Raw genomic sequence first — 19,006 nt, forward strand, 5'->3', positions numbered from 1 at the left:
TATTTCTTTCAGGGCACCGATGGGCGGATCATCTTTGCCATCCCCTATGAGCAGGATTTCACCCTGATCGGCACGACCGACATGGACCATGACGGCCCGCCCGAGGCGGCGCGCTGTTCGGATGCGGAACGCGATTATCTGTGCCGCTTTGCCAGCCAGTATTTCGCGCAGCCGGTGACGGCGGATCAGGTGGTCTGGACCTATTCCGGGGTGCGGCCGCTTTACAATGACGGCGCCAGTTCGGCCACGGCGGCGACGCGGGACTATGTGCTCAGCCTTGATGCCGCGGGCGCGCCGCTGCTGAACGTCTTTGGCGGCAAGATCACCACCTATCGCCGGCTGGCCGAAAGCGCGCTGGCAAAGCTTGCGCCGCATTTCCCAAAGGCCGGGGCGGCCTGGACGGCGGGCGTGGCGCTGCCGGGCGGCGATTTCACGGTCGATGGGGTGGGCGCGCTGGTCGATGACCTGCGCGCGCGCCATCCGCGCCTGTCCGCCCGCGACGCGCTGCGGCTGGTGCGCACACATGGGACCGAGGCCGCGCTGATCCTGTCCGACCCGCCCGGCCACGACTTCGGCGCCGGCCTGACCGAGGCCGAACTGCGCTGGTTCGCCACCCGCGAATTCGCCACCTGCGCCGAGGACGTGCTGTGGCGCAGGACGAAACTGGGGCTGAGGATGGACGGCGCGCAGCAGCAGGCCGTGCAGGACTGGTTCGAGGCCTACAGCGCCTGAACCGCCTGTTTTGCTGCGGCATATTCCGTGGCCAGCCGGTCGATCATCTGCGCGGCAGGCGTCACCTCATGCACCGCGCCGATCCCCTGACCTGCGCCCCAGATCTTGCTCCACGCCTTGGCGGCGCCGAAATCCATCTTGGACGGATCGGCGGTTTCCAGCGCGGCCGGATCCAGCCCGGCATTGCGGATCGAGGCCGCAAGGTAATTGCCATGCACCCCGGTGAACAGGTTCGAGTTCACGATGTCCTGCGCACCGCTGTCGACGATCATCTGCTTGTAATCGGCGGGCGCATTGGCTTCTGGCGTGGCGATGAAGGGGCTGCCGATATAGGCCAGATCCGCACCCATGACCTGCGCCGCCAGCACCGCGCGGCCGGTGGCGATGCTGCCCGAAAGCAGCAGCGGGCCGTCGAACCATGCGCGGATTTCCTGCACCAGCGCAAAGGGCGACTGCACCCCGGCATGACCGCCCGCACCTGCCGCGACGGCGATCAGCCCGTCCGCGCCCTTTTCGATGGCCTTGCGCGCAAAGGTGTCGTTGATGACATCATGCAGCGCGATGCCGCCGCAATCATGCGCTGCGGCGTTCACCTCGGGGCGGGCGCCAAGGCTGGTGATCCAGACCGGCACCTTGTGGCGGTGGCAGATCTCGATGTCGCGTTCCAGCCGGGCATTGCTGCGATGCACGATCTGATTGACCGCAAAGGGCGCGGCGGGACGGTCGGGATTGGCCTGATTGTGCCGGTCCAGTTCCTCGGCGATCCGGGTCAGCCATGCGTCCAGCAGCGGCGGTTCGCCATCCTTTTCGCGGGCGTTCAGGGCTGGAAAGCTGCCGACGATGCCCGCCTTGCATTGCGCGATGACCAGCTCCGGTCCCGAGACGATGAACATGGGCGATGCGACGACGGGAATGCGCAGATGCGCAAGAATAGGCGGTAGCATGGGTTCCTCCGGACCAGTTGGCAGCAGGTTGCCCGCTGGGCTGCCCGCTGCCAATGGTGCCGTGGCGTTAGAAGGGCAGCGGATGGTCCTTGTGGACATGCTCGATCTGGCGCAGCGCGTCGTCGGTCAGCACCAGATCGATGCCCTCGATCAGGTGTTTCAGCTGATCGCGATTGGTCGCGCCGATAATCGGGATGCATTTGAAAGGCCGCTGCCGGGTAAAGGCGATGGCCATGTGGATCGGATCCAGCCCCAGCTTCGCCGCCAGCGCGTGATAGGCGGCCACCGCCTCGGGGGCGCGTTTTGTGCGCCGCCCGCCCAGATCGCCGGGACCGCCGGTCGCCAGATCGACGGCGGCGCGGCTGCCCTCGGGCGGCGTGCCATCGGCGTATTTCCCGGTCAGAAGCCCCGCCGCAAGGCAGGAATAGGCCAGCAGGGTCACGTCCTCATTCACCGCCGTTTCGGCCAGATCCAGATCATAAAGCCGCGCCATCAGCGAATATTCGTTCTGGATGGTGACGACGCGCGGCGCGCCGATCCGGTCGGCCACATTGCACCAGCGCGCGGTGCCCCATGCGCTTTCATTGGACAGACCAAAGGCGCGGATCTTGCCCGCCTGCTGCGCCTTGGCCAGCGCGCCCAGCACATCGGCCATATGGTCCAGCGTCTTTTCCCGGTCCTGTTTCGAGGGGTCGTAGCGCCAGTTCTGGCGAAACGCATAGCTGCCGCGCACCGGCCAGTGCAGCTGATAGACATCGATGCAATCGGTCCGCAGCCGCTTCAGCGAGGCGTCGATCGTGTCGCTGATGATCGCGCCGTCAAAGCCTTCGCGGCGCACCTTGTCGCTGGGGCCGGTCACCTTGGTGGCGATTTCCACCCGGTCGCGGTTGCCCCGGTTGGAGAGCCATTCGCCGATGAATTCCTCGCTGCGGCCCACGGTTTCGCGGCGCACGGGATTGACGGGATACATCTCGGCGGTGTCCAGAAAGGTGATCCCGGCTTCCAGCGCCATATCCATCTGCATCTGCGCATCGGCCAGATCGGTCTGATTGCCAAAGGTCATCGTTCCCAGCGACACCGCACTGACCGCGACCCCGCTGTTTCCAAGCGTCAAACGTTGCATCACTGCCCCTTCATTGGCGGAGGGGAATGGGAGTCGAACCCACCCGGGACAGGCTCGCTGCCCCAACCGGATTTGAAGTCCGGCCGCCCCACCGGGGACGATTCCCTTCCATCTGCTTCAATCCGACCCATCCGCTGCGAACAGGTCCATCCGGTGCGGATTGATGCGCCGCAGATCGCCGCGACGCAAGGTTAGACCAAGCTTGTCAAAGAAGTCGAGGATCTGGATCGCCACCTTCCGCCCATTCTGTGTGCGGTCGCGAAAATCCGGGGCGGTGAACCAGCCATCCTGCTGCGGCAATTCGCGCAGGATGCGGATCATTTCGATCGTGGTGTCGCGGGTGAAAAAATGGTCATGCGCGATCTGGTCGATGCGGCCCTGACGCGCGGCCATGCGCAGGATGCGGCGGATCTCGGCCTCATCGGCGGACAGGTCATGGGCCAGATCGCGGACGCGGGGCGGGCGGAAGCGGGCATCGCCCCGCAGCATGGGCAGGATCTGCGCCAGAATCGTCTCATCGGTGTCCGACAGGCGCGGCAGGTGCTGCGGCAGGCGGATGAAGGCGCCGTCCAGCGCGATCAGGCCCGCCGCGGCCTCGGCCCGCAGGAAGGCGGTAAAATCAGGCTTAGCGATGCGCGGGGTCAGGATCATGCGCAAAGGCTCGCGCCCCATGCCCTGAAGATCGGGGTTTTCCGCGTGATAGGTGGCCAGTTCGTCCTGCATCTTCTGGCGCAGCGCAGCCAGCAAGCGGGGGCTAAGCGCCTGATGCGTGCCGGGAAGCAGCGCGACGCCGGTGGTGTCAGACGCGACCAGCGCATGATCGCGGGCATGGGCATCCAGATCAACCAGCGCCAGATCGGCCAGCTTGGGCAGGCTGTCCTGCATCGCCGCCAGGACCGCCAGCCGTTCCGGGCGCGACCGGCGGCGGGCGGGCGGGCGCAGGTCGATCAGGCTGCCACCGCCGATGGTGCGACGCGCCGAGACATCGCGCAGGATGAAGCGGTCCTGCACAGTCGCAGCGACGGGCCGGTCCAGCACGATCTGCGCAAGCCCGGTGTCGCCGGGTTGCAGCGGACCTTGCAGGGGCACGATCCGGGCGCCGATCTCGGACGCGCCCAGATGCAGGCGGGCGGGGAACCATGTGGTCAGCGCCTTGGGTTCAGAGGCCAGCACGCGCAGCAGCACGTCGATGCGCTGGGTCGGCGCGTCAAGCAGCGGGTCCAGCGCCACATCGCCGCGATGGATGTCGTGATGCGTGGGGCCCGTCAGGTTCAGGGCGCAGCGCTGGCCCGCAAGCCCGGCATCGGCCTTGCGGTTCTGGGCATGGATGCCGCGCACCCGAGCCGCCGCCCCCAAGGGGCTGATCGTGATCTGATCGCCCACCTGCACCCGCCCCGACAGCACCGTGCCCGTGACGACCGTTCCCGCACCGGAAATCGTGAAGCTGCGGTCGATGGCCATGCGGAAGCGCCGGTCGGTGGCGCGCGCAAGGGTCGCGGCCTCGGCCTGCGCCAGCGCGTCACGCAGCACGTCGATGCCCGCGCCTGAAAGCGATGAGACCGGGATGACCCGACTGCCCGCCAGCGTGGTGCCTGCCAGAAGGTCGTGAATGTCGGTGCCAAGCGTCGCCAGGCGGTCGGCATCCGCCAGATCGGCCTTGGTCAGCGCCACGATGCCGCGCCCGATCCCCAGCAGATCAAGGATCGCCAGATGTTCGCGGGTCTGCGGCATGATGCCGTCATCTGCGGCGATGACCAGCAGGGCAAGATCGATCCCGCCCGCCCCGGCCAGCATGGTGTGGACGAATTTCTCGTGTCCCGGCACGTCGATGAAGCCAGTGATCGCGCCGCCGCCCAGATCGGCATAGGCAAAGCCCAGATCTATGGTGATGCCACGGGCCTTTTCCTCGGCCAGCCGGTCGGCATCGACGCCGGTCAGGGCTTTGACCAGCGCCGTCTTGCCGTGGTCGATATGGCCTGCGGTGCCGACGATCATGCGACGGCGCGCATCAGTGCGGCATCATCCGGCAGGCAGCGCAGGTCCAGCACCAGCGCGCCGTCATGAATGCGGCCGATGATCGGCATGGCCCCGGCCCGCAGCCGCGCCGCCAGCGCGTCCGGATCGGGCGACAGCGCCAGCCCGGCGCTGGGGATGGTGTCCGTGGGCAGCGCGCCCGAACCGATCTGGCTGGCACAATCCACCACGCGCACCTGACAGCCCAAGGCCGCCGCCACCTGCGGCGCAAGGCGTTCGGCCTGCGCCCGGATCTCGGCCAGGGGCCGCGACAACAGCCGCAGCGTGGGCAGGCGTTCGGCCAGACGATCGGGGTCGCGATACAGGCGCAGCGTCGCCTCGGTCGCGGCAATGCGGATCTTGTCCATGCGCAGGGCGCGCTTCAGCGGGTTCTTGTTGATCCGCGCGATGATGTCGCGCGTGCCGACGATGAACCCGGCCTGCGGACCGCCCAGCAACTTGTCGCCTGAAAACGTGACGACATCGGCGCCCTCGGCCACGGCCTCGGCGACAGTGGGTTCCGGCGACAGGCCCCAGCGCCGCAGATCGACCAGCGTGCCCGAGCCAAGATCGTTGACCATGGGCAGCCCGGCCTGATGCGCGATGGTCGCAAGCTGGGCGGCGGGAACTTCGGCGGTGAAGCCCTCGATCCGGTAATTCGAGGTATGCACCTTCATCAGCAGGCCGGTCTCGGCCGTGATGGCGTCCTGATAGTCGCGCGCATGGGTGCGGTTCGTCGTGCCCACCTCGCGCAGGGTGCATCCGGCCTGCTGCATGATGGCCGGCATCCGGAAAGCACCGCCGATTTCAATAAGTTCCCCGCGCGAGACGATGGCTTCGCGGCGCATGGCCAAGGTGTTCAGGACGATCAGGACAGCGGCGGCATTGTTATTGACGACGGTGGCATCCTCGGCCCCGGTCAGGTCGCACAGCAGGGCGCGCAGATGGCTGTCGCGTTCGCCCCGGCCGCCGGTTTCAAGGTCAAACTCCAGCGCGGCGGGGGCGCGCATGGCATCGGTCGCGGCGTCGATCGCGGCATCGGCCAGCAGCGCGCGGCCCAGATTGGTGTGCAGCACCGTGCCCGTCAGGTTCAGCACCGGACGCAGTCTGGACTGCGCCTGCCCGGTCAGCCCAGCCGAAGCCGCCGCAAGAATGGCCGAAGCATCGGGCAGAGGATCGGGGCGGTCCGTGCGGATCCGCGCCAGTTCGGCCCGCAGCATCCGGGTCACGGCGGCGCGGCCATGATCGTTGACCAAGGCATCCGCCTGCATCAGCAGCCGGTCGACCGATGGCAGGGCGCGCAGGTCCATCAGAAGCCCATCAGATAGGGATTGAAGCTGCCGCGCGTCCAGTCGCTGTCGCGCATCATCAGGTCCAGCCCAAGGCTGGCCACGTCATCGGCAATCGGCTCAAGCGTGGGATTTTTGTTTTGATACATGATCTTGACCCATTTGCCGCATTCCCGGCAGCATTCGGCCTTGATCGTCGCCTCATCCGTCTCGACCGAGCGATAGGTGATGCCTTTGGTGGATCCGCAGCAAGTGCATTTCACGCGGACCTCATTCCACAGCGTCTGGCAGGTGGCGCAGGCGCAATAGCGCGCGCCTTCGGCCCCGATGTTTTCAGTGACCACGGTTGCGGCGGCGCGGCCACCACATGCGGGACAGACGCCGGTGCGGATCGCTACCAGTTGTTCCACGTGAAGCATTCCCGCCAGCATTGCCGCATGGACCTGCAACGCGGCGGCGGCGAAGAGATGCGGGGCCACGCTGTCATCGGGGAGCGTATCGGTCAGCACATTCGTCAGCACCCAGTCGCGGTCGGCTGGGCTGGCGTCGCGCAAAGCCTCCAGCGCCAACCGTGCCGGGGCGGGCATGTCGATCTGCGCCAGCGCCGGGATCAGCGCGTCCAGGGCCGCCGACAGACCTGCGCGCATGGCATTTCGATCCAGCGGCGGCATCTGGTTGACGCGCGCCTGTTCGATGCCCGAAGGGGCCGCGGGCTGCGGCAGGCTGGCCGCCAACGATGCCTGCGCCCGGGCAATGCCGCCCAGAAACCGCAGATAGCCGGACAGGTTCGGATTATGATCGGCCAGAAACTCGAAACGCTCAGCTCGGGTGGTGAACAGCGCCACGGGGTCGGGCAGGCGGGCCAGAGGCACCTTGGCCACGCCGCCGATCATCGAAGGGTCGGGTTTGTTATTCATCGCATTCCCGGGCCGGACCGGCCACAATTTCCTTTATTCTGCCGGGTCGCGCTTTTCGCGTCCAGCCAGTTCACGCAGCCATTTGCGGTGGTGCCGCCACGCCCAGCCGCCGGTGACGGTGCCGCGCGTCATGGCCCGCAGCGTGCCGCGCGTCCAGATCGCGGCGTAGACATGCAGGATGAAGATCAGGATGATCGCAACCGCCGCAAGCGCATGGACCAGCACCGCGATGCGCCGCACCGGGATGCTGACCAGTTGCGGGAAATACTGTTCCCAGATCATCACGCCGGACACGATCAGCACCACGATCAGCCCCGACATGCCCCAGAAGATGAACTTCTGCCCGGCATTGTATTTGCCAAGCTCGGGCAGCTTTTCCTCTTCGCCCTTCACGACCTCGCCGATATGGCTGACCCATGTGGCGTCCTCGCGCCGGGGCAGGTTCAGCCGCCACAGCTGCACGAACAGCAACAGGAAGCTGAAAAACAGCACGATGCCCACGAAAGGGTGCAGCCAGCGCGTGATCTGGCCCCCACCGAACAGCCCGGTCAGAAAGTAAAGCGAGGGGTGAAACAGGGCCATGCCCGACAAAAGCAGCACGATCAGGCTGGCGGCTGTCACCCAGTGGTTCGCGCGCGTGAAGCCGCGATACCGGCTGACGGTGACGGGCGCGGTGCTTTCGATGTGATCGCCCGGTTGGGAATAGATGCGCTTTCTCATCACACCTCCCTTTCGCTGCGTTCGACCAGTTCCTCGGCCTCGTGTTCCTCGGCGGCGGTGACCTTGTTGGCGCGGCCCAAGAGGCCGTGCAGGACCGAGCCAAGCGCCGCCGCGCCGATGGCCGCAAGCCCCACGGTCTTGGTGACGCCCTTCCAGCCTTCGACCACCGGAGAGATCCGCGGTTCTTCCGGCAGGTCGGAATACAGCGCCGGCTTGTCGGCATGGTGCAGGACATAGAACACATGCGTGCCGCCGACGCCTGCGGGATCATAGATGCCCGCCTTGTCATAGCCGCGCGATTTCAGATCCTCGACCCGCGCTTCGGCATGGGTCAGCATGTCCTCTTTGGTGCCAAAGACGATGGCCTGCGTGGGGCAGGCCTTGGCGCAGGCCGGGCCCTGACCGACGGCGACCCGATCCGAACACAGCGTGCATTTATAGCTTTTGTGATCGACCTTGCTGACGCGGGGGATGTCGAAGGGGCAGCCGGTCACGCAATAGCCGCAGCCGATGCAATTGTCGTGGATGAAGTCGACGATGCCATTGGTGTATTGCACGATGGCGCCGGGGGCCGGGCAGGCTTTCAGGCAGCCCGGATCTTCGCAATGCATGCAGCCATCCTTGCGGATCAGCCATTCGAACTCGCCGGTTTCCGGGTTGTCGTATTCCGAAAACCGCATCAGCGTGAACATGTCCGGCGTCAGGTCATGCGGGTTTTCATACATGCCGACGTTATGTTCGATTTCCGGGACGGTATCGTTCCACTCGGCGCAGGCAGATTGGCAGGCCTTGCAGCCGATGCATTTCGACACGTCGATCAGCTTGGCCACCGGCGTCAGGTCGCGTGTCGGTGGCGGCAGGTTCGGCGTGGCCGAGGCGCGGCGCACATCGCCCGCGCCAAGATTTGCCTTCATCGGCTGGATCGGCGGGTTGGACACCGCCGTCCGGGGGCTGTCGGCTTCGGTCGTCATGATACGGCCTCCGCTGTTGCGGGTTCGATATTGACCAGAAACGCCTTGTATTCCGGCGTTTCGATATTCGCGTCACCGACAAAGGGCGTCAGGCTGTTCGGCCCGAAACCTTTGCGCGCGGCGCCCATGAAGCCCCAGTGCAGCGGGATGCCGATGACATGCACCAGCTTGTCGCCACATTGCAGCGGCCGCAGGCGGCGGCTGATCAGCGCCTTGGCCGTGACCTGACCCCGCTTGGACCAGACCCGCACCGTGCCGCCCTTGGTGATGCCCTTCTCCTCGGCCAGTTCGGGGCTGATCTCGACGAAGAACTCGGGCTGCAGGGCCGCGTTGATGCGGTTGTGCTTGGTCCAATAGTGGAAATGTTCGGTCAGACGATACGAGGTCGCGACAAGGGGGAATTCTTCGGACGTGCCGAAGGTCTTGACATCGCTGGCAAAGACGCGCGCCACCGGATTGCCCACCATCTTGTCGTTGAACGGGTTGGTGATGGGCGATTCAAAGGGCTCCATATGCGTCGGGAAAGGCCCGTCGCGCATCATGCCCCGCGTGAACAACCGCGAGGTGCCTTCCGGGTTCATGATGAACGGGCCGACATCGCCGGGCTTTGCCGTGGGCGAGATGTCGGGGATGTCATAGCCCACCCATTTTTCGCCGTTCCATTCGATCAGCTTGCGGCTGACGTCCCATGGCCTGCCCTGCAGATCGGCCGAGGCGCGGTTATACAGGATCCGCCGGTTCATCGGCCAGGCGAAGGACCAGCCCAGATAGGCGCCGGTTTCGTCCGGGTCGGTGTTGTCGCGGCGGGCCATGATATTGCCCTCCTCGGTCCAGCAGCCGGAAAAGATCCAGCAGCCGCCCATGGTCGTGCCGTCGTCGCGGAACTGCCCGAAATTCGCAAGCTGCGTGCCGGCCCTGGCGACCAGCTTGGTCTTGTCGGTCAGGTCATAGACATCGGCCAGCGCGCGCCCGTTCATTTCCTTGGCCAGTTCCTCGGCCGTGGGATCGACGGGGTTGGCATAGTCCCATGCCAGATTCAGGATCGGTTCGGGCAGCACGCCGCCTTCATCCTGATACAGCTTCTTCACGCGCTGAAAGATCTGCGACATGATCCAGGTGTCGCGCTGCGATTGTCCGGGGGGCGTCGCCGCCGCCCAGTGCCATTGCAGCCAGCGCCCGGAATTGACCAGCGATCCGTCATCTTCGGCAAAGCTGGTCGTGGGCAGTTCCAGCACCTCGGTCTGGATCTGGGACGGGTCCACGTCGTTGTATTCGCCGTGATTTTCCCAGAAATGCGAGGTTTCCGTTTCCAGCGGGTCCATGACGACCAGCAGTTTCAGCTTGCTGAGCGCCTGCGTGATCTTGCCCCGGTTGGGGAAGGATAGCAGCGGGTTGAAGCCCTGGCAGAAATAGTTGGTGATCTGCCCGGCATTCATCAGCTCGAACATGCGCAGAACGTCATAGGCCGGAACGTCCAGCTTGGGCAGCCAGTCATAGGCCCAGTTGTTGTCCGCCGTCGCGGCATCGCCCCACATGGCCTTCATGAAGCTGACCATGAATTTGGGATAGTTCTGCCAATAGCTGGTCTGGTTCGGACGCAGCGGCTTGAACTGGCGGCTGGACATATAGGTCGCCCAGTCCGGTTCCTTTTCGGTCGGGATGTTCAGATAGCCGGGGATCAGGTTCGACATCAGGCCCAGATCGGTCAGGCCCTGAATGTTGGAATGCCCGCGCAGCGCGTTCATGCCACCGCCGCGCATGCCGATATTGCCCAGAATAAGCTGCAGCATCGCCATGCCGCGGATGTTCTGCGCGCCCTTGGAATGCTGCGTCCACCCCAGCGCATACATCGAGGTCATGACCCTGTCGGTCGCCGAACATTCGCCGATCATCTGAGCGATTTTCAGGAAGCGGTCGCGCGGCGTGCCACAGGTCTGTTCGACCAGTTCCGGCGTATAGCGCGAGACATGTTCCTTCAGCAGGTTCCAGACACAGCGCGGGTTTTGCAGCGTCATGTCGACGGCGGCAAAACCATCCTCGCCGATCACATAATCCCAGCTCGACTTGTCATAATCGCGCTTTTCCGGGTCGTAGCCGCTGAACAGCCCGTCCTGCCAGCCGAATTCGTCTTTCACGATCAGCGCGGCATTGGTGTAGTTGCGGACGTAATCCCACTGCACCTTGTCGTTTTGGATCATCCAGTTGATCATCGCCATCAGGAAGACGATGTCCGAACCCGGACGGATCGGCGCATAGTAATCCGCCACCGAGGCGGTGCGGGTAAAGCGCGGATCGACCACGATCAGCTTGGCGCCGCGATGCGCCTTTGCCTCGGTCACCCATTTGAAGCCGCAAGGATGCGCTTCGGCTGCATTGCCGCCCATCACGATCACCAGATCGGTGTTCTTGATGTCGGTCCAGGGGTTGGTCATCGCTCCGCGGCCAAATGTCGGGCCCAAACTGGACACCGTGGGGCCGTGTCAGACGCGCGCCTGGTTATCGAATCCGACGATTCCCATGGCGCGGACCGTCTTGTAGGTCAGCCATGCGGTTTCGTTCGTTGTGGCGGAAGCCGCCAGAAAGCCGGTGCTGGTCCAGCGGTTCACCGTCACGCCCGCATCGTTCTGCAGGACCATGTTGGCGTCGCGGTCGTCCTTCAGGGCACGCGCGATCTTGTCCAGCGCCTCATCCCAGCCGATCGGCTCGAACCGGTCCGCGCCGGGGCGGCGGATGCGGGGTTCGGTCAGGCGGGTCGCGGCGTGGACGGTATCCTTCAGCGCGGCACCTTTGGGGCACAGCGTGCCGCGGTTCGTCGGGTGGTCCGCATCGCCTTCGATATGGACGATCTCGGCCTTTTCGCCGGCGGCCACGTCGCCTTTTGCATAGATCAGGATGCCGCAGGCGACCGAGCAATAGGTGCAGGTATTGCGCACCTCGGTGGTCGAGGCCAGCTTGAAGGCACGCACATGCGCCGCCTCTGCTGCCTCAGCCTCGCCAAAGCCCATGGCCCCAAGCGAGGTTGCCGCGACGCCCGCACCCGCCAGCTTCAGAAAGCCGCGCCGTGAGAGGTCGATATTCATCGTGCCCTCCTTTGCCTGTCATAGAGATAGGTACCCGCAAAGGATGAACCTTGCCGCGCCCGGATGTCAACCGAATGCGGCAAGGGCGCCCCGGTTCGGGACGCCCTCAAGCTGTTGTTATCCGTTGTGTTTAGTCGGACATAACGCCCGGATCAGACTTCGACCGAGACCGAGCCGATGGGGTTCGAGCAGCAGGCAAGGATATAGCCATCCGCGATGTCGTCATCGGTGATGCCGCCATTGTGGACCATATGCACCTCGCCCGAGGTTTTTCTGATCTTGCAGGTGCCGCACAGGCCGAAGGTGCAGCCCGACGGGATGTTCAGCCCGTTGGCCTTGGCCACCGCCAGAACGGTGTCGGTTTCGGTGCATTTCGCGATGACGCCCGAGGTGGCAAAGGTGATCTGCGCGCCTGCGTCGTCGTCCAGCACCACATCGTCCAGAACCGGAGCTTCCGATTCCTTGCGGACCGGCGCGCCGAAGCTTTCCTGATGATAGTGGTCCATGTCGAAGCCAAGCGCGATCAGCATGTCGCGCACCGCCTGCATGAAGGGCTCGGGGCCGCAGCAGAACACCTCGCGCTCCAGATAGTCGGGCGCCATCAGGCCCAGCATGATCTGGTTCAGGCGGCCGCGATAGCCGTGCCATGTGCGGAAGGGGTCGTTTTCTTCGACCGTGAAGCGCAGTTGCAGGCCGGGCACGCGGTCGGCCATGCCTTCCAGCCGCTGGCGGAAGATGATCTCGCTGGGGGATTTGGCGGCATGGACGAACACGATGTCCGGCATTTCACCGGAATCCCACGCCCATGTCGTCATCGACATCATCGGCGTGATGCCCGACCCGGCCGAGATCATCAGGTATTTCGGTGCCTCGTGCTTCACGAAGCTGAAGATCCCCGCCGGGCCAAAGGCTTTCAGCTTCATGCCGGGGCGCAGGTGGTCCAGCATCCAGCGCGTGCCGATGCTGTCGAACTGCGCCTTGACCGTCACCGAAATCGACAGCGGCCGCGAGGGGCTGGAGCTGATCGTATAGGTCCGCTGCACATTGCCGCCCGGCACCGGCAGGTCCAGCGTGATGAACTGGCCCGGTTGATAGTCGAACCATGCCCCGGACGGCGCGCGGAAGGTGAAGGTGGCGGTGTCCGAGGTCTCGGGCACCACCATCGCACATTCCAACGGCTCATCGTCGCGCCATGGCCGGTCGCCAAACGCCTTGATATGGACCGCCATTATTCTGCCGCCATCGCCGGAGCGGGGGACAGACGTTCGGTCATCTTGTCGCAATACCAATCAACGAACTGCACGACGCCCTCTTCCTGAATCATCGAATAGGGGCCGGGTTCATAGGCGGGCGACAGGATGCCCTTCTGGTTCTCCTCGACCACCAGCCGGTCTTCGTCATTGGTGTTCAGCCAGACGCGGGTCAGGGTTTCGATGTCGTAATCCACGCCCTCGACCGCATCCTTGTGCACCAGCCAGTTCGTGGTGACCTGCGTTTCGGTCGGGCTGATCGGCAGGATGCGGAAGACGATCGCGTGATCGGCCAGAAAATGGTTCCAGGTGTTCGGATAGTGGAAGAAAAGCAGGCTGCCCGCATCGTTGAAGGGCATCTGGCCCATGCGCTTGCTGACCGCCGCCTTGGTGCTGAGCGTATAGCTTTCGGCATTGTTCAGCAGCGGAATACGCGCCAGACGCCATTCCATCTTGGGATGGTTGACGAAACGCGACGGCAGGCCAGCGGCCTCGCAACGTTTCCAGTGGTCCAGAATGTCCGGGCTGGCGCTGTCCGGGCCTTCCATCGCGGTCATGGCCGGGTTGTCGGAATAGGTCCGGCACAGCGACGGGTGCGAGCCGCCGCAGTGATAGCATTCGCGGTTGTTTTCAAAGACCAGCTTCCAGTTGCCGTTCTCGACGATGGTCGAGGAATAGGCGACCTTCGCATCCGTCAGCCCCGACGGGGCCAGATAGGTCATCAACTGCTTGGCCATGTCGCCGATGGCCGGCGGAACCTGAGCCAGACAGATGAAGATCATGCCGCTGATATCGACGCAATGCACGGCTTTCAGGCCGAATTTCGACGGCTCGAAATCATCGCCCATGTCGCGGGCATAGAGCAGCTTTCCGTCAAGCTCATAGGTCCACTGGTGATAGGGGCAGACCAGTTTCGCCGCCGAGCCGTTGGGCTTGGAGCACAGCCGCTGGCCGCGATGGCGGCACACGTTGTGGAAGGCGCGCACCTTGCCGTCACCGCCGCGGATGACCAGAATCGGATAGGCGCCGACTTGCAGCGTGGCATAGTTGCCGGTTTTCGGCAGTTCACAGGCGGGAACGGCGAACAGCCATTCCTTGTACCAGATGTTTTCCAGATCCGCCTGCAGCACGCCGGGATCGCAATAGAGTTCGCGCGACAGCGAAAAATTCTTTTGCCGATTGGCGATGTGGGACAGGATTTCAGCGTTGTTGAGCATGGTCGATTCCGGTGGCTGGAGGAGTGGCGTCCTATGGCGGGAAACTGCATGGAAATCTTACGCGGCAATTTGTCAAATACGACATTTCGACGACGGAAATGGACGCTGCCGAAATCTGCGGCAACCGGGCCGGGCCGATTTCCGTTGTCATGCGTTATGATGCAGCAACGGCTGGCCTTTTGTCACGATCTCGCGATGGCCGGACGGCGATTTCCGTGGGGTGTCGGTGAATGATAATTTCGCGACGCGCATTTGGCCTTGGCGGCGCTGTGCTTCTGGGATGGCCGGCGGCGGGACATGCCCAGCAGCCGGTCTTTTTCCGCATCGGCACGGGCGCGACCGGCGGCAACTACTATCCCATCGGCAGCCTTGTCGCGACGGCGATTTCACAGCCGCCCGGATCGCGGGACTGCGCAGATTGCGGCGTGCCGGGGCTGGTTGCATCGGCCATCACCACCGATGGCTCGGTCGCAAATGCCGCGGCGGTCCAATCGGGCGCGCTGGAATCGGGTTTTGTGCAGGGCGATGTCGCGGCCTTCGCCTATTCCGGGACGGAAATGTGGCACGACCGGCCGCCGGCGCAGGATCTGCGGGCGATTGCCAATCTGTATCCCGACACGATCCATGTGGTTGCCGATGCCTCGGCAGGGATCGCGACAATCGCAGATCTTCGCGGCAAGCGCGTCGCAATGGGCGAGCGTTTTTCCGGCACGCGGGTCGATGCCAACCTGATCCTTGCGGCGGCGGGGCTGGATGAAAGCCAGATCGACGCCCAGCAGATGTCCATCGACGCGGCAGCCGATGCGCTTGGTGCGGGGAAACTGGACGCGCTTTTCTTTTCAGCCGGGCATCCCGCCGTGGTTCTGGCGCGGCTGGCAAGCCAGCGGGATATCGCATTCATTCCGATCGACGGCACTTTGCGCGACCGTATTCTGGCCGCGCATTCGTTTTTCCTGCCCCAGCGCATCGCGGCCGGGACCTATCAGGATCAGAGTGTGGCGGTCGAGACGATCTCGGTCGGGGCGCAATGGCTGACCTCGGCGCGGCAATCCGATGAACTGATCTATCAGATCACCCGGGCGCTGTGGCGTGACCGCAGTCAGACCCTGCTTGCAGCTGCCTTTGGCGGTGCCGCCATCATCCGGCGCGAGAACGCCTTGTCGGGCCTGACGATCCCGCTGCATCCCGGCGCGGCCCGTTTCTACCGCGAAACCGGACTGCTGCGCTGAGCTTGGGACAAGTGTGTGGAGGAATCGGGTCGACTCAGGGGGTGGCGTCTGTGGGAATCCGGCAGGGCTGTTTTCCCCTGTGGACGAAGGGCCGGAACATCGCGGAAACGCAGCCGCGTTGTCCACATGTCGAAAACCTTTTCGTGACAATCCACAGCCTGTGAGCAAGAAAAATTTTCACAAACTTATCCACAGCAATTCTTCTTTTATGCGTATGATTTTTATCCAGAAATTCGTTAACGAATTATTAATCTAAGAGTTTTCCCCAGAGCGGTGGGGCTGGGGATTTACAGCGTGGAACACGGATTTCCCGTCATCCACAGGCCCTACTACATCATCATCCTTCTTTATCTTTCTTTTTTTTTTTGTGAGATGAAGACCCAGTTGGAGGTTCCCATGACCGGATTTCTTGCTTTGGCCTATCCGTGGGTGAAAGCGCTGCATGTCATGGCCGTCATCGCCTGGATGGCCGGTCTTTTTTATCTGCCCCGGCTGTTCGTCTATCACGCTGAGCGCGGCAGGGTCGCAGAGGGTCAGGAGCCGGTACAGTCCTTTGTCATCATGGAAGACAAGCTGCTTCGGCTGATCATGAATCCCGCGATGATCATGACGTGGATTGCCGGGTTGATGCTGGTGATGACGCCGGGAATCGTCGATTGGTCAATGGTTTGGCCTTGGACCAAGGCGATATCCGTGCTGGCGATGACATGGTTTCACATGTGGCTTGCAGGCCAACGCAGGGCGCTTGCTGCAGGGCGCGGTCTTAGCGGACGACGCTACCGGATGATGAATGAACTGCCGACCTTGCTGATGGTCGTGATCGTGCTTTCGGTGATCGTGAAGTTCTGAAGAATTGACTCGGGGTGGGTTTGTTCTTATCTGGGCGGGGTCTGCCGTCCGGCGGACATTCTCCATTGAACAATTCCAAACGCGGCCTGATCCAACGGTCGAGTTGCGTCTATAGGCCCGAAATGAGCGAAGAACGTCTTAACCTGTCCGACCTGAAAGCCAAGAGCCCGGCAGACCTGCTGGCGATGGCAGAAGAGTGGGAGATCGAGAACGCCTCGACCATGCGCAAGGGCGAGATGATGTTCTCGCTGCTGAAAGAGCATGCCGAGGACGGTTGGGACATCGGCGGCGACGGCGTGCTGGAAGTGGTGCAGGACGGCTTTGGTTTCCTGCGCTCGACCGAGGCGAACTATCTGCCCGGTCCGGACGATATCTATGTCAGCCCGGACATGATCCGCCAGCATTCGCTGCGCACCGGCGATACGGTCGAAGGGGTGATCCGCGCTCCGGGTGAAAATGAACGCTATTTCGCGCTAACCAAGGTTGAGAAGATCAACTTTGAAGACCCCGAGAAAGCCCGCCACAAGGTCGCCTTCGACAACCTGACGCCGCTTTACCCGAATGAGCGGCTGAAGATGGAGATCGAGGATCCGACCATCCGGGACCGCTCTGCCCGGATCATCGATCTGGTCGCGCCGATCGGCAAAGGCCAGCGGTCGCTGATCGTGGCGCCGCCCCGCACCGGCAAGACGGTGCTGCTGCAGAATATCGCGCATTCGATCGAGAAAAATCACCCCGAATGCTATCTGATCGTGCTGCTGATCGACGAACGGCCGGAAGAGGTCACGGACATGCAGCGTTCGGTCAAGGGCGAGGTGATTTCCTCGACCTTTGACGAGCCTGCCAGCCGGCACGTTGCCGTGTCCGAGATGGTGATCGAGAAAGCCAAGCGGCTGGTCGAACATAAACGAGATGTTGTGATCCTGCTGGACTCGATCACAAGACTTGGTAGGGCGTTCAACACGGTCGTGCCAAGCTCGGGCAAGGTTCTGACGGGCGGTGTCGATGCCAACGCGTTGCAACGGCCGAAGCGGTTCTTCGGTGCGGCCCGCAATATCGAAGAAGGTGGCTCGCTGACCATTATCGCGACGGCGCTGATCGATACCGGCTCGCGCATGGACGAGGTGATCTTTGAAGAGTTCAAAGGCACCGGCAACAGCGAGATCGTGCTGGACCGCAAGGTTGCCGACAAGCGCGTGTTCCCGGCGATGGATATTCTGAAATCCGGCACTCGGAAGGAAGAACTGCTGGTCGAGGCGAAGGATCTGCAAAAGACCTATTTGCTGCGCCGCATTCTGAACCCGATGGGCACGACGGATGCGATCGAATTCCTGATTTCGAAGCTGAAGCAGACCAAGACCAACGGCGAATTCTTCGAATCGATGAACGCCTGACGGCGCGGAGGATGCGGTGGACACGATCTTTGCCGAGGCCAGCCCGCCCGGTCGGGGTGGTATTACGGTTGTTCGTTTAAGCGGACCGTCCGCGCGCAAGGCGGCGGAAGCCTTTGCCGGTCCCCTGCCGGATGCGCGACGCTCATATCTGCGGAAGCTACGAGATGGCGATGATCTGATCGACCATGCGCTGGTGTTGTGGTTTGAAGAGGGCCACAGTTTCACTGGCGAAGAGGTCGCGGAGCTGCACCTGCATGGCGCGCCCGTCATTGCAGATCGTCTGGCGCGTGGCCTTTTGTCACAAGGCTTGCGACGCGCAGAAGCTGGTGAGTTCACCCGGCGCGCATTTCTGAATGGTCGTATGGATCTGGCTGAGGCAGAAGGGCTGGCGGATCTGCTGTCTGCAGAAACCGAAGCGCAGCGAAAGCTGGCCATGAAGGCAACGGATGGTGAGTTAGGAAAGATCACTGACCAGTTGCGGCATGACCTGATCCGTGCCGGAGCGCTTATTGAAGCGAGCATCGACTTCGCTGACGAAGAGGTTCCGGAAGAGGTTCCGGTCGAGGTTTATGAACTGATTGACCGTGTCAGGGCGCAAATTTCGGAAATGCTGTGCAGCTATCCCGCCACGGAACGGCTGCGGCAGGGATATGAGGTCGCGATCATCGGTCCGCCCAATGCGGGAAAATCTACGCTTCTAAACCGGATTGCGCAGCGTGAAATCGCAATTGTGTCGGATATCGCGGGGACGACCAGGGACATTCTTGAGCTTAGAACGGATCTGCACGGCCTTCCGGTCACCTTTCTGGACACGGCTGGGCTGCGCGACAGCGCAGATCCGGTCGAGGCTATTGGCGTTCAGAGAGCGACGACGCGTGCGCGGGGCGCCGATATCAGGATACATCTTTCGGAAGATGGTTTATTTACAGGCGAACTGCTGAAAGGCGATCTAGTCGTCCGGTCAAAATCTGACGTATCGTCGGGTGGCGATCTTGAGATATCAGCCATGACGGGCAAAGGTATCGCGGAATTGCTTGAGCTGGTTTATGATGAGTTGAGGTCTCGTGCGGCTGATTCTGGTCTGATTGGCAACAAGCGGCAGGCCGAGGCCTTGGGTCGTGCGAGAGCTGATCTGGAAGACATCGACCATATAGCGCCTGAACTTCTAGCCGAGCGGATCCGCGGTGCGAATTTCAGCTTGGCTGAGGTCGTGGGGAAAATTGGTGCAGAAAACTATCTTGATGAGATCTTCTCATCATTCTGTATCGGGAAATAAGG

Annotated in this window: 16 protein-coding genes and 1 tRNA gene; 5 read left to right on the forward strand and 12 right to left on the reverse strand. The window is 63.1% G+C overall.

Going from position 1 to position 19,006, the window contains the following annotated elements; translation table 11 throughout:
• Positions 1–732 (forward strand): FAD-dependent oxidoreductase (locus GL284_RS19040; RefSeq protein ID WP_155046070.1); only part of this gene is annotated, 732 nt, incomplete at its 5' end.
• Here the strand turns inward: GL284_RS19040 and GL284_RS19045 are convergent.
• The 12 genes from GL284_RS19045 to GL284_RS19095 all read right to left on the reverse strand — a co-directional run bounded on the left by GL284_RS19045 (position 720) and on the right by GL284_RS19095 (position 14,256).
• Positions 720–1,676: an NAD(P)H-dependent flavin oxidoreductase gene (locus tag GL284_RS19045; protein ID WP_155046071.1), complete on the reverse strand. Its 957-nt coding sequence runs from the start codon at positions 1,674–1,676 to the stop codon at positions 720–722. The genes GL284_RS19040 and GL284_RS19045 overlap by 13 nt on opposite strands.
• Positions 1,677–1,743: 67 nt before the next feature.
• Positions 1,744–2,799, reverse strand: coding sequence for an aldo/keto reductase (locus tag GL284_RS19050; RefSeq protein WP_155046072.1), 1,056 nt, complete (start codon positions 2,797–2,799; stop codon positions 1,744–1,746).
• Between the two features lie 14 nt (positions 2,800–2,813).
• Positions 2,814–2,909, reverse strand: a tRNA-Sec gene (locus GL284_RS19055).
• Positions 2,910–2,916: 7 nt separating this feature from the next.
• Complete coding sequence (selB, locus tag GL284_RS19060) at positions 2,917–4,794, reverse strand: selenocysteine-specific translation elongation factor (RefSeq protein ID WP_155046073.1); 1,878 nt, start codon at positions 4,792–4,794, stop codon at positions 2,917–2,919.
• Entirely contained in the window at positions 4,791–6,122 is a 1,332-nt protein-coding gene (gene selA / locus GL284_RS19065) for an L-seryl-tRNA(Sec) selenium transferase (protein WP_155046074.1), read from the reverse strand. The genes selB and selA overlap by 4 nt, the downstream gene beginning before the upstream one ends.
• Positions 6,122–7,018 carry a formate dehydrogenase accessory protein FdhE gene (gene fdhE, locus GL284_RS19070; protein WP_230383180.1) on the reverse strand — a complete coding sequence of 299 codons (897 nt, stop codon included), beginning with the start codon at positions 7,016–7,018 and terminating at the stop codon, positions 6,122–6,124. Before fdhE ends, selA begins: the two co-directional genes overlap by 1 nt.
• 33 nt (positions 7,019–7,051) lie before the next feature.
• Positions 7,052–7,738: a formate dehydrogenase subunit gamma gene (locus GL284_RS19075; protein WP_155046075.1), complete on the reverse strand. Its 687-nt coding sequence runs from the start codon at positions 7,736–7,738 to the stop codon at positions 7,052–7,054.
• Entirely contained in the window at positions 7,738–8,709 is a 972-nt protein-coding gene (gene fdxH, locus GL284_RS19080; protein WP_155046076.1) for a formate dehydrogenase subunit beta, read from the reverse strand. Before fdxH ends, GL284_RS19075 begins: the two co-directional genes overlap by 1 nt.
• Entirely contained in the window at positions 8,706–11,177 is a 2,472-nt protein-coding gene (gene fdnG, locus GL284_RS19085) for a formate dehydrogenase-N subunit alpha (RefSeq protein ID WP_482811960.1), read from the reverse strand. The genes fdxH and fdnG overlap by 4 nt, the downstream gene beginning before the upstream one ends.
• A 12-nt stretch (positions 11,178–11,189) precedes the next feature.
• Positions 11,190–11,789: a twin-arginine translocation signal domain-containing protein gene (locus GL284_RS21985; protein ID WP_230383182.1), complete on the reverse strand. Its 600-nt coding sequence runs from the start codon at positions 11,787–11,789 to the stop codon at positions 11,190–11,192.
• A 152-nt stretch (positions 11,790–11,941) separates the two neighbouring features.
• A complete protein-coding gene (locus GL284_RS19090; RefSeq protein WP_155046078.1) occupies positions 11,942–13,018 on the reverse strand; it encodes an FAD-binding oxidoreductase in 1,077 nt (358 codons plus the stop codon).
• Positions 13,018–14,256: an aromatic ring-hydroxylating oxygenase subunit alpha gene (locus tag GL284_RS19095; RefSeq protein WP_155046079.1), complete on the reverse strand. Its 1,239-nt coding sequence runs from the start codon at positions 14,254–14,256 to the stop codon at positions 13,018–13,020. Before GL284_RS19095 ends, GL284_RS19090 begins: the two co-directional genes overlap by 1 nt.
• A gap of 230 nt (positions 14,257–14,486) precedes the next feature.
• On the opposite strand from GL284_RS19095, the gene GL284_RS19100 reads away from it, so the two are divergent.
• The 4 genes from GL284_RS19100 (at position 14,487) to mnmE (ending at position 19,004) form a co-directional block, all read left to right on the forward strand.
• Positions 14,487–15,485 (forward strand): TAXI family TRAP transporter solute-binding subunit, encoded by a 999-nt coding sequence (locus tag GL284_RS19100; RefSeq protein WP_155046080.1) that lies wholly within the window; start codon positions 14,487–14,489, stop codon positions 15,483–15,485.
• 396 nt (positions 15,486–15,881) lie between these two features.
• On the forward strand, positions 15,882–16,334 hold the full coding sequence (locus GL284_RS19105) for a CopD family protein (RefSeq protein WP_155046081.1): 453 nt from the start codon (positions 15,882–15,884) through the stop codon (positions 16,332–16,334).
• Positions 16,335–16,456: 122 nt separating this feature from the next.
• Positions 16,457–17,728, forward strand: coding sequence for a transcription termination factor Rho (rho, locus tag GL284_RS19110; protein ID WP_155046082.1), 1,272 nt, complete (start codon positions 16,457–16,459; stop codon positions 17,726–17,728).
• A 16-nt stretch (positions 17,729–17,744) separates the two neighbouring features.
• Positions 17,745–19,004: a tRNA uridine-5-carboxymethylaminomethyl(34) synthesis GTPase MnmE gene (mnmE, locus tag GL284_RS19115; protein WP_341870507.1), complete on the forward strand. Its 1,260-nt coding sequence runs from the start codon at positions 17,745–17,747 to the stop codon at positions 19,002–19,004.
• The last annotated feature ends 2 nt before the right edge of the window (positions 19,005–19,006 follow it).

Source organism: Paracoccus shanxieyensis, from assembly GCF_009711265.1.
GTDB classification, from domain to species: domain Bacteria; phylum Pseudomonadota; class Alphaproteobacteria; order Rhodobacterales; family Rhodobacteraceae; genus Paracoccus; species Paracoccus shanxieyensis.